Annotated in this window: 13 protein-coding genes and 1 riboswitch; of the genes, 8 read left to right on the top strand and 5 right to left on the bottom strand. The window is 72.2% G+C overall.

Annotated elements, in window-relative coordinates:
* The first annotated feature begins 88 nt into the window (after positions 1-88).
* Entirely contained in the window at positions 89-1,447 is a 1,359-nt protein-coding gene (locus tag KBI5_RS09800; RefSeq protein ID WP_085015061.1) for a PP2C family serine/threonine-protein phosphatase, read from the top strand.
* Positions 1,448-1,541: 94 nt separating this feature from the next.
* Here KBI5_RS09800 and KBI5_RS09795 read toward each other — a convergent pair whose 3' ends face one another.
* Positions 1,542-3,191, bottom strand: a complete 1,650-nt coding sequence (locus tag KBI5_RS09795) for a hypothetical protein (RefSeq protein WP_011438741.1) — start codon at positions 3,189-3,191, stop codon at positions 1,542-1,544.
* A gap of 266 nt (positions 3,192-3,457) precedes the next feature.
* Between KBI5_RS09795 and mptB the strand changes: the two genes are divergently transcribed.
* Complete coding sequence (mptB, locus tag KBI5_RS09790; RefSeq protein ID WP_347272491.1) at positions 3,458-5,146, top strand: polyprenol phosphomannose-dependent alpha 1,6 mannosyltransferase MptB; 1,689 nt, start codon at positions 3,458-3,460, stop codon at positions 5,144-5,146.
* On the opposite strand, the gene KBI5_RS09785 is transcribed toward mptB, so the two are convergent.
* Entirely contained in the window at positions 5,094-6,605 is a 1,512-nt protein-coding gene (locus KBI5_RS09785; protein WP_241882788.1) for a glycosyltransferase 87 family protein, read from the bottom strand. The genes mptB and KBI5_RS09785 overlap by 53 nt on opposite strands.
* 143 nt (positions 6,606-6,748) lie before the next feature.
* Here KBI5_RS09785 and KBI5_RS09780 point away from each other — a divergent pair, with 143 nt between their 5' ends.
* Positions 6,749-8,005 carry a Glu/Leu/Phe/Val dehydrogenase gene (locus tag KBI5_RS09780; RefSeq protein WP_085015062.1) on the top strand — a complete coding sequence of 419 codons (1,257 nt, stop codon included), beginning with the start codon at positions 6,749-6,751 and terminating at the stop codon, positions 8,003-8,005.
* Positions 8,006-8,051: 46 nt separating this feature from the next.
* On the opposite strand, the gene KBI5_RS09775 is transcribed toward KBI5_RS09780, so the two are convergent.
* Entirely contained in the window at positions 8,052-8,435 is a 384-nt protein-coding gene (locus KBI5_RS09775) for an RNHCP domain-containing protein (protein ID WP_241882787.1), read from the bottom strand.
* A gap of 320 nt (positions 8,436-8,755) precedes the next feature.
* On the opposite strand from KBI5_RS09775, the gene KBI5_RS09770 reads away from it, so the two are divergent.
* The 3 genes from KBI5_RS09770 (at position 8,756) to otsB (ending at position 10,653) form a co-directional block, all read left to right on the top strand.
* Positions 8,756-9,061, top strand: a complete 306-nt coding sequence (locus KBI5_RS09770) for a DUF3263 domain-containing protein (RefSeq protein ID WP_116289885.1) — start codon at positions 8,756-8,758, stop codon at positions 9,059-9,061.
* Between the two features lie 8 nt (positions 9,062-9,069).
* Positions 9,070-9,735 carry a LytR C-terminal domain-containing protein gene (locus tag KBI5_RS09765; protein WP_011438747.1) on the top strand — a complete coding sequence of 222 codons (666 nt, stop codon included), beginning with the start codon at positions 9,070-9,072 and terminating at the stop codon, positions 9,733-9,735.
* A gap of 69 nt (positions 9,736-9,804) precedes the next feature.
* Positions 9,805-10,653 (top strand): trehalose-phosphatase, encoded by an 849-nt coding sequence (otsB, locus tag KBI5_RS09760; RefSeq protein ID WP_011438748.1) that lies wholly within the window; start codon positions 9,805-9,807, stop codon positions 10,651-10,653.
* A 54-nt stretch (positions 10,654-10,707) separates the two neighbouring features.
* Here otsB and KBI5_RS26260 read toward each other — a convergent pair whose 3' ends face one another.
* The gene (locus KBI5_RS26260; protein WP_023840657.1) at positions 10,708-10,869 is read right to left on the bottom strand and encodes a hypothetical protein; all 162 of its coding nucleotides are present in this window, start codon (positions 10,867-10,869) and stop codon (positions 10,708-10,710) included.
* Positions 10,870-11,042: 173 nt separating this feature from the next.
* Between KBI5_RS26260 and KBI5_RS09755 the strand changes: the two genes are divergently transcribed.
* Positions 11,043-12,620, top strand: coding sequence for a trehalose-6-phosphate synthase (locus KBI5_RS09755; RefSeq protein WP_085015057.1), 1,578 nt, complete (start codon positions 11,043-11,045; stop codon positions 12,618-12,620).
* 62 nt (positions 12,621-12,682) lie between these two features.
* On the opposite strand, the gene KBI5_RS09750 is transcribed toward KBI5_RS09755, so the two are convergent.
* On the bottom strand, positions 12,683-13,480 hold the full coding sequence (locus tag KBI5_RS09750; RefSeq protein ID WP_085015056.1) for an HAD hydrolase family protein: 798 nt from the start codon (positions 13,478-13,480) through the stop codon (positions 12,683-12,685).
* Between the two features lie 207 nt (positions 13,481-13,687).
* Positions 13,688-13,804, top strand: a riboswitch (SAM riboswitch).
* Positions 13,805-13,812: 8 nt separating this feature from the next.
* Here KBI5_RS09750 and KBI5_RS09745 point away from each other — a divergent pair.
* A partial coding sequence (locus KBI5_RS09745) for a pyridoxal-phosphate dependent enzyme (RefSeq protein ID WP_116289884.1) occupies positions 13,813-14,288 on the top strand: 476 nt, incomplete at its 3' end.

Below are 14,288 nucleotides of genomic sequence, written 5' to 3'. Positions count from 1 at the left end.
TCTGAGTTGATGCCTTTAGGTATGAAGGAAGACGGCTGGCGACACGTCCTACAGCGTGATCGTAATTGCTACGGCGAGGACGGAGGCCATGGGTAGCCCGCTGGTACCGATCATGCTCATTGTGATGCTGCTGGTGGGTGGGCTGGTCTTCGTCATCCTCAACAACCGGCCCGTCCGGCCCGGGGAGAACCAGCGACGCTCTCGTGGCCTCGACCATCAGYGCCACCGATACGGTACGGTGCCGATCCGTGACAGCTCTGACGCCACCCCGCCCGACGGGATCGTGCCCGGCTTCGCCGAGCCGGCGCCGGTCTCCTCGGCAACCGGTGCGACGGGCAACACGGCGGACAGGTCAGCGGACAGCGCGAGCGGCGTCCCGGACGCAGGCGCGGTATGGGGAGGGGATGTGACCTCGCAGGTTTCCGTCGGCGGCGGTGAAGGCGACCGCGATCCCGACTCCACCGGCTGGACGCCACCGCCCGCCGGTCAGCCGCACCTCGGGCCCGGTGCCTTCGGTGACGAACGGGCGGATGCCACCCGCTACTACGACCCGGCGACCGGCGACTATCCCCTCCCGCCACCCGGGGAACACGCGCCGGCTCCGCGCGGCGCCGAGTCAACCCGAACGGTTGAGGACACGCCGTGGGAGAGCTCCCCCACGGCGACGACCATCCCCGTGGCTCCGCCCGCTCCCCCGAGGGGGCAGACGGGCGATCTCATGGCGATCGAGCCGGAGCAGACGACGGCCGCCGCGCTGCGACTCGCCGCCGCGGGGCGCACCCGCCGGGGCAAACGCGGCGGTCCCAACGAGGACGCGTTCGTCGTCGTCGACGGGCTGCTGGCGGTGTCGGACGGGGTCGGTGGCGAGGCTGCCGGCCAGATCGCGTCCACGCTGACGGTCACCACGGTGGCGGGTTTCCGCCCGCAGTACGCCGAGGATCCGCTCGAGGGCCTGCGCAAGGCCGTGGAACGGGCGAACTGGGTGGTCCGGACCCGGGCTCGAGAGGAGCCGRCCTGGCTCGGCATGGCCTGCACGCTGGACGTCGTCATCCTCGGGCGTCAGCAGAGCACCGGCGAGTACCTCACCGTCGCACACGTGGGCGACAGCTCGGTGTGGTTGCAGCCCGGCAAGGGACGGCCGCGGGCACTGACCACGCCGCACGCGATCCGTAACGGTCCGTTGCTCAACGCCGTCGGGCTCGCTGACGAGATCGAGGCGGACATCTTCAGCGAGCCGGTCCGCGCCGGTGACCGGGTCGTTCTCGCCAGCGACGGCATCACCAAGGTGATGAGCCCGGAACAGCTCGACGGCCTGCTGAGCGCGCTGGGGCCCGAGCCGCCCGAGCGGGCCGCGGACGCGCTCGTCGAAGCGGCCCTGCTGGCCGGTGCCCGGGACGACACCACCATCGTCGTCGCGGATCTGGTGTCCGAACCCGCCGCCCGGTGAGTTCGTCCGGACACCCGGACACCCGGTCGTCCGGCCCGGTGTCCGGACGTCCTAGATAGACGGGCTGAGACCCGCCGACAGCCGCCCCGAGAAGTCAGGAGACGCGCTGACCGACCGGGCAGTCCAGGGCGCTGGCGCGGGTCAGGCCGTCGACGGACAGCCGGGCGGACAGGCGCACCGGTCCGGACGACTCGGTGAGAATGCCCGTCCAGCCCCCGGCCGCCCGGAAGACGCACGCCGTGCCCCCCGACAGCTGCCAGTAGGGGGTGTAGTGCACGAGCACCGTGGCGACCCCGGGCGCGTGGAAGTCGACCGCGACCGAACTCACCCCCAGTTCGGTGAGCGAGGCCGGTCCCTGCACCAGGCCCGGGGAGTCGGTGACGAGCCACACCTTCCAGTGCGCGTTCTGCCAGGCGAGATCGAGATAAGGCAGACCGGCTCGCAGCAGCCTGGCCTCGGCGACCGCGGAGGGATCCAGCTCGACGTCGGGGAGGGCGACGTAGCGGATGCCGCGGGCGAGCAGCCACTCGTGGTAGGTCTCGGCGTTCAGTGTCCCGTCGTAGAACAGCGCGTTGTACTTGCTGTCGAGCTGGCGCAGCCAGCCGCGGGCCATGGGTACGGACGGGGCGACGAAGCGCGCCTCCCAGTGGGCCCGGGTGAAGGGGATCTCCACCCGCCCGGCCGACACCGGTGCGCCGCGGTCGAGGTAGTCGAGGAGCTCGGTGTAATAGGCCTTCGACCCGGACGGATCGCCGTGGACAAGCAGCGCCCCGTGCACCGGCCCGATCTGCCAGCCGATCAGCGGGATCGCCACGACCGCGAGGACGCGGCGGCGTTCGGCGAGCAACAACGCCGCGGTAGGGCCGGCGAGCAGCGTCGCCGGTCGGGTGATGTTTCCGCCGATCTGGGTGGGCACGAAAAAGAAGACCACTGCCGCGGCCGCCCAGAGCAACAGGCCGTGCCGGATGGGCCGGATGAGCCGGGCGTGCCCGGGCACGACGAGCAGGCCGACCGCGATGAGGGTCAGCARCGACAGGAAGGTGAGCGCGGGAAAGGGCTGGTACCCGTCCTCGGGAAACGCGAGCGCGACGATGATGCCGGATCCGGCGCCGGCGAACGGGAGCGCCCGGCGCCATCCGATCGTCGGCAGCAACGCGAGGCCRACGAGCAGCACGAAGCCGCCGGCCAACGGAGACGCCAGCGACGACAGGACCGCGCCGATCCAGGTCAGCTTCGTGTGCCGTTCCCGCGCGCCGACCAGCGCCAGAGCACCGAAGGTCATCCCGAGCGCGAACGGCATGCGGCCCACGACGAGGTTCGCCACCGTCGAGACCGCGAACCAGACGAGGACCAGATCATGCCCGGTCCGCCGGCCAGGACCGCGGAGCAACCGGGTCACGATCATCGTCGAGGCGACGCAGGAGATCGCGCCGAGCGGCTGTACCCCGACAAGCGCACCGAGCGGGGGGAACAGCACACTGTAGCCGGGGATGGTGTGACCGCCGTACCACTGATCATCCCAGAGCACCACTCCGCCGTGCCGGAACAGCCAGACCCGGTACTCCTGGGCGGGGGTGTCCGGACCGGTGATGCCAAGACCGACGCACAGCAGGCAGAGCGCGGCGGTCAGAATCCAGGGCCAGCGGCGAACCGCCACGACGACAGCGAGAACACCCCGCACGAGCGGTCCGCGGTGCCGCGGCGGCTCGAGGGCGATGGAAGGGGTCTGGGGCAGTGTGGCCACGCGAGGCTCCGACCCGGGGTGCCCGGGCCCACCCGTCGCCGGGGCGGTCGACGCCGTCCGCCCCCCCGAGATGGCGTCAGGCGGGGAACCCGGGGTCGCGAGCGTTGTCACCCGCGACCCCCCCACACACCGACGACAGTCCATCCGCCGTCTCCGACCGGTCATCACCCGACAGCTTGCCCCGCGGGCGGYGTCAGGCCGCGCCCGTCCCGTCCGGACCGGGCAGCGGCAGGCCCCGACCGGCCGGCATCCTGGCCCCGACCAGGGTGACCCTGCTGGTCCTCGCCGGTGGCGGCGCCGCGGTCGTGGCCATGATGAGCGAGGGTCGGCTCGGTTCGCGCGATCCGCACACGACCGACCCTTCCTCCTGGTGGGGCATTCTCCCATCGGCGGCCTCGTCGGATACCGCAAGGGGCGTCCTGGCCGGCCTGGCGGCCCTGGGCATCATCACTCTGTGTCTGTGCTGGGGCGGACTTGTGCGCRCGACGATCGCCGGCCGCACCTCCCCGCGGGCCGCCCTCGCGGCGTGGATCGTCTGGAGCCTCCCGTTCGCGGTGGGCCCACCACTGTTCAGCCGGGACATCTACGCCTACGCCGCTCAGGGTGAGCTGGCGAGGCTCGGCCTGGATCCGGYGACACACGGCGTCTCCGCCCTGCTGACCGCCGAGGGCTCGGGCTCGGCGTTCGTCCGGGCCGTTGACCCCCGGTGGTGGAACACCCATGCGCCCTATGGCGGTGCCGCGGTCGCCGTGGAGAAGAGCGCCGCGGCCCTCGGCRGCGGGCCGGCCGGGACGGTCGCGCTGCTCAAGATAGTCGCGATCCTCGCAACGATCGCGATGGTCGTCCTGACGCTACGGCTCGCCGGACCGGAGCCGGGCCGACGGGCCCTGGTCATGGTGCTCGTCGCGGCCAATCCGGTCGTCGTCGTGCACCTGATCGGCGGAGCCCACCTCGACGCAACGGCCGCGGCGCTGCTCGTGGCGGCGCTGGTGGTGGACCGCCGACGGCTCGCCTCGGCACCGGCGCCCGGCCCGGAGGGAAGGAGCACGCCGACGGCTCGGCAGGCCGCGCTCGGCGCCGCGGCGACGGCGCTGGTCAGCGTGGCCGGAAGCGTCAAGGCGACCGCCCTCCTCGGCGTCGCCTGGCTGGTGCTGGCGCATCTGCGGGCCGCCCGGTCGGCGCGGCGTCCGATCCGCGCCGGCGCCGTGCTGCTCGCGGCCGATGCCGCCGCGGTCGCGCTCGCCGCGGGGCTGAGCATGGTGGCTGGCGGCTTCGGCCCGACCTGGATCCACGCGTTGTCCACGTCGGGCACCCTGACCACGGGGGCCGCACCGGCCTCGATTCTCGCCGCGGCGGTCGACGGGGTCGACGGCATGCTTGGTCCGGTCGGCCGCCATCCGTCCGGCGCCGAAATGCAGCGGGCGACTCGGGCCCTGTGCCTGGCCGGCGCGGCGCTGGTGGTGGCCTGGCTCGCCCTGCGCGCCTGGCGGGACCGGGACGGGTACACCGGCCGTCGGCACGACCTGATCGTGCTCGGCTACGGCGGGCTGGCGGTGGCGCTCGGCAGCCCGGTGCTCTACCCCTGGTACCTCGCGCTGTGCCTGCCGGCACTCGCGGTCGTCGTGGCCCTCGCCCGGTCAACCCCGCCGACGCCCCACCCTGGAACGGCCCGTCCCAGGACGCCGGGGATGCAACCACGCCGCATGAGGCGTCTCGGGGCGGCCGTCGAGCGGATCGTCGGGGGGGTCGGGGGGTGGACCATCGCCCTGGTGGTCGTCACGTCGGCCTGGCTGTGCCTGACGACCCTCGCGCCRCTCGCCGCGACCTGGCGGCTGCTCGGGCGCGTCGAGACGTCCCTGGCCGTCATCGGCTGCGCCGGCCTTGCGGCCGCGGGAACGGTCATCACGCTGGTCGCGATCCGGCGGCGGCACGCCACGCCCACCCGCAGACGGTGACCAGTCCGACGTTGCGGACCACCAGGACCAGGCTCATCATGATCCGTCCCTGGACGACGTCGTTGTACCGCCACGGATAGACGACCTGGGAGAGCACAACGCAGATCAGCAGCAGCGCCACCCACCGCCACGACGGTCCACCGGCCGGGACGGGGGCAGCCGGTCCACCAGCCGGGAYGGTCAGGCCGCCGGAGCCGGCGGGCCGGGCCATCGCGATCCAGACCGCGACGAGCGCCATGATCCACACGAGGTACTGCGGGCTGAGCACGCGGGCGGTCACGACCACGACAAGCAGCAGCGCGAGCGTGCGCCCCACGAGCACACCGGCCCGGCCCGCGCCGTCCGCCGCCGCGGGCGGACGCGCCCACCCCCACCACCACAGGGCCGAAATGGCGATCACTACGATCTCGGTCAACGAGCATGCGGTGGCCACGCCGCGGGCCAGCGGGGTGTCGAACTGGAGCGAACCGTAGGAATAGCCGGGTGCCGTTCCATGGCCGAGCATGTGGGCGACGACGAACGGCGTCGCGGCCACCGCCTCCACCTGTAGTCCGCGGGCCTGCTGCGCGCCGAGAAACCCGAACGCGTCCCGCCACCACCCGGTGAGCGCGAACAGCGCCGCGAGCCCCCCGACGGCGCACAGGACGCCGGCGGCAAGACGCAACCAGTCCGGCGAGGGCGCCGGGAATCGACCGGTGGGCCGGCCGGGGGGCGGATCGGGGGGCGGATCGATGGACGCCGACCGACCCGGGGACCGGAGCGGCGGACGGGACAGGGCGATCAGCAGCAGGACCGGCCAGATCTTGAGCAGCGCACCCGCGGCGAGATGAAATCCCGCCCGGCCGAACCGGCCCGCGGSGAGCGCGAGCACGGCCGCGACCGCCGCCGCGGCCGGCAGCAGATCGAAACGGGCCAGCGCCACCGGTCCCAACGCGGTGAGACCCGCCACCCAGAACCCCGCCGCCGGGACCGAGCGACGCACCAGCGCGGCGGTCAGGACGGCGTCGACGGCCACCATCATCCCGACGAACACCGCTCGATAGGGCAATCCCAGATAGGCGTGAGTTACGTCGGGCAACACGAACACAACTGCCGCGCCCGGCGGATACTGCCAACGGTCGTCACCGGTGGGCATCCCCTCGCCGCGACTGAGCCCGCGGCCCCACTCCGCATAGATGTGTAGATCGCCGAGCACGCTCTGCTGCATGCCGAACGCCTGGTCGGTCACCACCAGGGTGACGAGGACGGCACGGCTGACCAGCCACCATGCCCAGAGGCGCCGGGCTGACCGGTCGGGGGTGCCGGCTCCGGGACGAGCGAGCGCGGCCGGCCGTCCGGGTGCGGACAAAGCCGGCCCCCCGGCGCGCCGCGGCACCGGGAGGCGGCTCGACGGGTCCGCGCGCACGCTCGCGACCGTACCCGCAGGTGCCTGGTGGGCGATGGCGCGCCCTGCGCGCACCTGACGGACGGCATCTCCCGTCACCTATTGTTTGCGCCATATCGAGTCACCACCGCGGCGCGCAACGGAGCGCGCCGTGGCCGGCGGACCGGGCGGCGCGTTCGGCGGCGAAGGGTGGCTCGAAACGCGCCGCGGAGGTGCCTGTGATCCTCGGATCCGGCTCAGCATGGGACACGGCCTGCGTTCAACTGGCGAACGCGGCTCGTCATCTGGGCCTTGACGACGGTATGCACGACCTGCTCCGCACGCCCCGCCGGGCGATCACCGTCAGCGTTCCGCTACAGCGCGACGACGGTCAGCTGACCGTGCTGACCGGCTATCGCGTCCAGCACAACCTCGCCCGTGGCCCGGGCAAGGGAGGGATCCGCTTCCACCCAACCACCGACCTCGACGAGGTCAAGGCGCTGGCGATGTGGATGACCTGGAAGTGCGCGCTGATGGGGATCCCCTACGGCGGGGCCAAGGGCGGCATCGCGGTGGAACCGGCGATGCTCTCCCTGCCGGAACGCGAACGCCTGACCCGGCGCTACGCCGCCGAACTCGTCCCGTTGATCGGACCGGAGAAGGACATCCCGGCACCGGATGTGGGCACCGACGAGCAGACCATGGCCTGGATCATGGATACCTACTCGGCGCACACCGGGTACACCACCACCGGTGTGGTAACCGGCAAGYCGCTGTCCATCGGCGGTTCCGCCGGTCGGGCCGGGGCGACCAGCCTGGGGGTGCAGCTTTCGGTGTTCGCCGCGCTGCGCGAGACCGGGCGCGACCCGCACGCGATGACGATCGCGGTCCAGGGCTTCGGCAAGGTGGGGGCGCTCGCGGCCCAGTACCTGCACGACGCCGGTTGCACTGTGGTCGCGGTCTCGGACGTGAAGGGCGGGATCTACAACCCGCAGGGACTCAACCCGGCCGCCCTCATCCGCCATCTCGCCGGCGGCGCGGAGACGGTCGTCGGCTACCCGGGAACCGACACGATCACCAACGACGAGCTCCTGGAGCTCGACGTCGACGTGCTCGTCCCCGCGGCGTTGGAGGGCGTCATCACGGTCGAGAACGTCGACCGGGTCCGCGCGCCGATCATCGTCGAGGGTGCCAACGGCCCGGTGACCGCCGAGGCCGACCAGGTCCTGGACGACCGGGGCGTCCTGGTGGTGCCGGACATCCTCGCCAACGGCGGCGGGGTGGCGGTCTCGTACTTCGAATGGGTGCAGGACATCCAGGCGTATTTCTGGTCCGAGGACGAGGTCAGCGACCGGCTCCGGGCGCTGATGGACCGCGCGTACCGCGAGGTCTCCCTGCTGGCCACGACCCAGAAGATCAGCATGCGCAACGCCGCGCACGTCATCGGGGTCGGCCGGGTGGCCGACGCCCACCGGACCCGGGGTCTGTATCCCTGACCGGCATCCCTGACCGGCATCCCTGACCGGCATCCCTGACCGGCGGTCAYGACCGCCGCGCGCGCCCCGGGCGGCGCGGCGGTCGTGCCCCTGGGGCCGTCGCAGCCTGCGCGGCCGCGGCGGCGACCGCCAGCAGCGTGTCGTGATCGTCCGCCGGGACGGACCGGTTGCGGCGCCGATGCCCGCACCGCTCGCAGACGTGCGTGATGACCAGATCGTGCGTACGGCTCTCCACCGCGACCGGCCGCATCACAGCGCCGCACCGCGCCGCCCGGTCGCCGGGGTTGACGTCGACGTGCCGCGACGACAGACAGGACGGGCAGTGGTTGGTGTACCCGTCACCACGCAYGGCCGTCGCGCAGACCAGGCAGACGAAGTCCTCGGTGGTGCGGGTGAAGCGCCGGCTCACCGGCCAAGGGTAGGCCACCACACGGCGTGCCCCGCCTGCCCGGAAGTCAATCAGCGCCAACGGTAGCCAATCGGGGCCCTCGGAGCTGGCCGGAACTCGGAGCTGGCCGGAACCGGGTGGGGGCCTCCCGCGAACATCTCATCGTATCCGCGCCGGGCGGCCGGGCCGTGGGCGGGACGTGTGTCGCCGGAGACGCCGAAGATGTCGGACCCACGGGGTGAAATAGTGGGCGGCGCACCATACCGGGCGTGGTACGTCGGCGCACCATCGCGCCCATCGTCCCGGATGCGTCCCGAGGAGGTCCCGCTGTGGAGGCAGCACATCCTCTGCCGCCCGAGAGACTGCCGCCCGAGAAACCGGCGCCCGAGAAACCGGCGCGGGCGGACGTCCCRCCGAACGAACTGTCCGATCGCGATCGTCGCATGTTGCGCTTCGAGCAGGGTTGGTGGCGTCACCCGGGAGCCRAGGAGGAGGCGATCCGGGTCGAGTTCGGACTGTCATCAACACGCTACTACCAGTTGTTGAACCGGCTGATCGATTCGGAAGCCGCGCTGATAGCCGATCCGATGCTGGTCCGCCGGCTGCGCCGGCTGCGGGAGCAACGCCGGGCGGCCCGATCCGGCCGACATGACCGGGCCGAGAGGTAAGACCACGCATGACACATGCCACGAACGCACCGCAGCGGCGTCCCCACCGGTGGCGCCCGGACCGGCTCCACACCCTCGGCGCGGGCGTCGTCGCGGTTCTCGCCGTACTCGCGGGCATCCTGGTGGTCAATCTGCTGAACGGCTCGTCCAACACGGACGGCTCCACCACCCAGGTCGCGGCCCCGACGCGCTCGGCGCGGCCGGGCACGGACCAAGCCGGCGGCGGCCGGACCACTCCGGCCCCGCCGCCGCACCGCGCGGCGGCCCCGGCCCCCGGCCCGAGGGCCACGAAGACGGCGTCGGCGTCCCCGAAACCGACGCCGGCGCCGTCCGCGTCCACCGCGACGAAGCCGCCGGCCCCGCCGGGACCAAAGGCCACAGCCCCGGTGGTCGTCCTGAACAACTCGCGGATCGCCGGACTCGCCGAGGTGGCCGCCAAGCAGGTCGAGTCGGCCGGGTTCCGGGTCGAGCGGGTGGGCAACTACCAGTCGATCTACAACGTCCCGGTGACGACGGTCTTCTACGACGACGCCGACGCCGACGCCGCCCGCGCCCTGAAGGAGGCGATGCCGGGCATCGAGAGCATCGTGCCCCGGTCGAAGACCAGAATCGTCTCCACCGACACACTGATCCTGGTGATCACCCGCGACTTCCCCGCCCATCCGGAAAAATGATCACTTGACCGCCGCGCCGCGCTCCTCACCGGCGCCCGACCACCTCGACCCGTGACCGAGGAAGGCCCAGTGACCGAATCCGCGCCGAACAGCCCACCCGCCCCCCGCACACCCGCCGGGGGCGCTGGACTCGCCGCCCTGCTCACCGCGCCCGAACGCGCCCTGATCGCCCTCGACTACGACGGCACCCTCGCGCCGATCGTCCCGCGGCCGTCGGACGCCGTCCCGGCGCCGGGGGCGATGGATGCGCTGCGCCGGATCTCCCATGAGATCGGCACCCTCGCCATCATCACCGGACGGCCGGTGGACTCTCTGCTGGAACTGACCGGGCTGGAGAAGATCCCCGACTTCGGGAACCTGATCATCCTTGGCCAGTACGGACTGCAACGCTGGGACTCGGGCAGCCGCGCGATCAGCAGTCCCGAGCCGCTGCCCGGTGTCGCCGCGGTCCGCGCGGCGCTGCCCGAACTGCTCCGCGACGCCCCGGTCGGCACCGCCGTCGAGGACAAGCACCAGGCGCTGGTGGTACACGTGCGGCGCACCGCCGATCCGGACTCGGCGCTCGCCGCGCTCACGCCGGCGTTGACGGCCCTCGCCGAAGACCATGGGATGGAGGCGGCACCGGGCAAGCGAGTGCTGGAGCTGCGTCCGCCCGGGCACGACAAGGGCGGTGCGCTGCGCAGGCTCATCGCGGCCTGCCAGGCGCGCTCGGTGCTGGTCGCCGGGGACGACTACGGCGATCTGCCGGCATTCGAGGCCGTCGACGAGCTACGGGCGGGCGGGCTGCCCGGTATCACCGTGTGCAGCGACAGCCCGGAGGTCCCGGACGTGATCCGCGAACGCGCCGACCTGGTCGTGGGCGGGCCCCCCGGGATGGTCGCCCTGCTGGAGGTGCTGGTCGAGCGGCTCAGCGGCTGACCGCCCGCGCCCTGTTCGCTCATCCCCGCAGGGYGCGCTCAGCCCGCCCGGGGCTCATCCCACCCGCATCAGCCGGTTCGTGTCCGGCGGGTGGTCGTCCTCCCGCAGGCGGATCCACGCCGTCAGGGTGGGCTCGGCGCCACCGCCGTACGGCCGGTTCGGGCCGACCAGCATCTCAATGCCGACGACCCGCCGGTGCGTGTTCGTCAGCGCCACCAACTCGATGATTCATTACTGTACGTGATCTCTCTGGATGGAAAACCTGAGCCAGGGGCATTTCCGTGAGACATCTGTCGCCGATTCGTGAGCCTCCGCCGCCCAAAAATACGATCTTGATGGACCGGCGTACAGGGCTGAGCGGATGGCCTACTCTCCGCAGTGTGCGTCGGATGCCGGGAGCCGAGGAAGACACCCTGCCGCGGCTGTGGCCGACCGGCACCGCGCGGGTGCTGGTCGCCTCCAACCGGGGGCCGGTGGCGTTCGCCGTCGGGGACGACGGGAGGCTGCGGATCCGGCGGGGCGCCGGCGGCCTCGTCAGTGGCCTCAGCCGGGTGGCGGCCGACAACGGTGACGGTCCGATGGCGTGGGTGTGTGCCGCCCTCAGTGACGCCGATCGCCGGGCGGCGCGTTCCGCGCCTGCCGRCCGCCTCGATCTCGCCGGCCACGACACCGACGGCACCGCCGTCCGGATGCTCGACGTCGACCAGGTCGTTTTCGACCGCGCTTACAACGCGGTCGCGAACCGCACGCTCTGGTTCATCCACCACCTGCTCTACGCGCCGGCGTCGCAGCCGGTCTTCGGCCCGGCGTTCCGCCGCGACTGGCAGGCGTACGAGACCTACAACGAGATGTTCGCCCAGGCTCTCGCGCACGAGGCCGCCCCGGGCGCCTCGGTGCTGATCCAGGACTACCACCTGACCCTGGTCGCGGCCCGGCTGCGGGCGCTGCGGGCGGATCTGCGGATCGCCCACTTCAGCCACACTCCCTGGGCACCGCCGGAGTACTTCCGGATTCTCCCGGACGACGTCAGCGAACAGATCCTGCGCGGCATGCTCGGCGCCGACCGGCTCGGGTTCCTCACCGACGCCTGGGCCGACGCGTTCCAGGAATGCTGCCGCGACCTCCTCGGACTGCGGATCGACCGGCGGGCGGTGACCATCGGGACGGCCGGGTCGGGACGGGGAGCCGGGTCGGGACGGGRRGCCGGGTCGGGACGGGAGGCCGGGTCGGGACGGGAGGCCGGGCGGCACCGAACGGTGCGGATCGGGGTGCATCCGCTCGGCGTCAGCGCGGACGAGCTGCTTGGCCGGGCCRCCGCCACCGACGTGGCCGCCCGGGCCGCCGAGCTGGTCGACTTGGCCGGCGGGCGGCGGCTCATCGTCCGGGTCGACCGCACCGAGYTGTCCAAGAACATCGTCCGCGGTCTCGACGCCTACCGGGAGCTGCTGCGCACCCGTCCGGAATGGCGCGGCAAGGTGATGCACCTGGTCTGCGCCTACCCGTCACGGYACGATCTGCCGGAGTACCGGGAGTACACCGCCGCGGTGCAGCGCCTGGCCGCGGAGATCGAGGACGAGTTCGCCACGGACACCTGGCTGCCGCTGCGGCTGGAGATCACCGACGACTACCCCCGGTCGATCGCGGCCCTCTCACTCGCGGAGGTGCTCGTCGTCAACCCGATCCGGGACGGCATGAACCTCGTCGCCAAGGAGGGGCCGATCGTCTCGACCAGGGATGCCGTCCTCGTGCTCTCCCGGGAGGCCGGAGCCTGCGCGGAGATGGGCACGGCGGCGCTGGTCGTCAACCCGTTCGACATCCAGGCGACCGCGCGGGCCCTGCACGCCGCCCTGACGATGCCCGCCCCCGAACGGCGTCGGCGCGCCGAGGAGCTGGCCGCCGTCGCCGGGCGGCTACCGCCCCAGCGCTGGTTCGCCGACCAACTGCACGCCCTCGCCGCCGACCGGTGACCGTCCGGTCTGCCCTGCCGGGGCCGAACGTCGACGCGCGGACCGCGTTCAGACGGCGGCGTTCAGACGGCGGCGGCCGCTCGCACCGCGCTGGCCCAGCCGGCGCCGACCGGGCCCGCCTCGACCGTGACGTTGTCGTACCGCGTCAGCAGGGCGGCGATGTCCGGGTGCCGCACCGCGTTCGCGACCAGGTGCATCCGCCCGACATGGGGAGCCATGGCCAGGTCGCTGGYGGAATCGCCGATGGCGATCGCCTCGGCCGGTGACACCCCGCGCCGCTTGAGGTCGTAGGCGACCGCGTCCCCCTTACCCACACCGTCCGGGACCAGATGGTAGACGTGCGGATTCACCCCAAGATCAGGCATGTGGACCGGCGAGATCAGCCCGTTGTCACGCATGCTCAACCAGGAGAATCCGGTCTCGGTGAGCCAGCCGTCGACCTCCGACACGTCGATCTTCCCGCGAAGCATGACGTCGACCTCCCGGCCGGAGTGCCAGGGGGTGTGCAGCTCCAGCCRCCCGGGGTAGCGCTCGACCATCCGGTCGAGCAGGTACTCCGGTACCTGGTCGAAGTCGGGCGGCATCGCGCCGCGCAGGATCTCGCTGTCGCGCCCCTCGTTCCAGCCGACGATCGCGCCGAGCTCCCCGATGAACCCGTCCGCACCGAAGATCGCCGCGGCCTCGAGAAGCTGCGGACGGGTACGCCCRCTGACCAGAACCAGCGCAATGCCGGCGTCGTGCAGCTCGGCGAGCGCGCGAGCCGGCTCCAGCGTGATCGCTCCCCCCTCCGCCCGGAAGAAACAACCCTTGGGACCGACCATCGTGCCGTCAAGATCGGTATAGACGACGCGGATACTCACTGTTACAGACTCCCTGGCTCTGGCATGATCGGGTCGATCTCCGGGCATGGGGGCACGCGCGGCCGGTAGGAGCGGGCAGGCCCCGCCCGCACCGGTGGGACCACACCGAGAAACCTCCGACCGACCCATATCATGTCCACAACCAGAGGCAACACCGGTGCACGACCACCCGCGCACGGTCTACAGTACGGACAGACAACTTCATCTGGCTCATCCAGAGGGGCAGAGGGAACGGCCCAGCGAAGCCCCGGCAACCACCCGCATCCCGTGCGCGGCAGGTGCTAATTCCGGCCTGGTGGCAGACTGCCCCGGGRAAGATGAGGAGCTTCTTCATGACACTCGCGCCCGAGCGTGCCACCAGTCCCACCCTCGAGGTCGCGAACCCCGCGGTCTCRCTGTCCTGTCGGCACTGCGGCGCCACCTACCCGCTGTCCCCTACGCATGTGTGCGTGGAATGCTTCGCTCCTCTGGAAATCGCCTACGACCCGGACCTGCTGGCTCGTGTGACCCGAGAGTCCATCGAACGTGGTCCGGCGAACCTGTGGCGTTACGTCGGGCTGCTGCCCGCCGGGCATGACCCGGCGCGGCGGGTCTCCCTCGGGGCCGGCTGGACGCCACTGCGCCCGGCCCCGAGGCTCGCCGCGGAGCTGGGGATGAAGACGCTCTATATCAAGGACGACAGCGCCAACCCCACCCACTCCTTCAAGGACCGGGTCGTCTCCGTGGCGCTCACCGCCGCCCGTGAGCTGGGCTTCACCACGGTCGCCTGCGCCTCGACGGGCAACCTCGCGCAGTCGGTGGCGGCGCA

Origin of the sequence: Frankia sp. KB5 (assembly GCF_002099325.1) — a bacterium.
GTDB classification, from domain to species: Bacteria; Actinomycetota; Actinomycetes; order Frankiales; family Frankiaceae; genus Frankia; species Frankia casuarinae.
The sequence above is the reverse complement of the archived record's forward strand: the minus strand, read 5'-3'. Positions and strand labels throughout refer to the sequence as shown.

Coding starts and splice junctions, on each gene's coding strand:
- KBI5_RS09765 (WP_011438747.1), top strand. CDS start 9,070: ATGACACATGCCACGAACGCACCGCAGCGGCGTCCCCACCGGTGGCGC.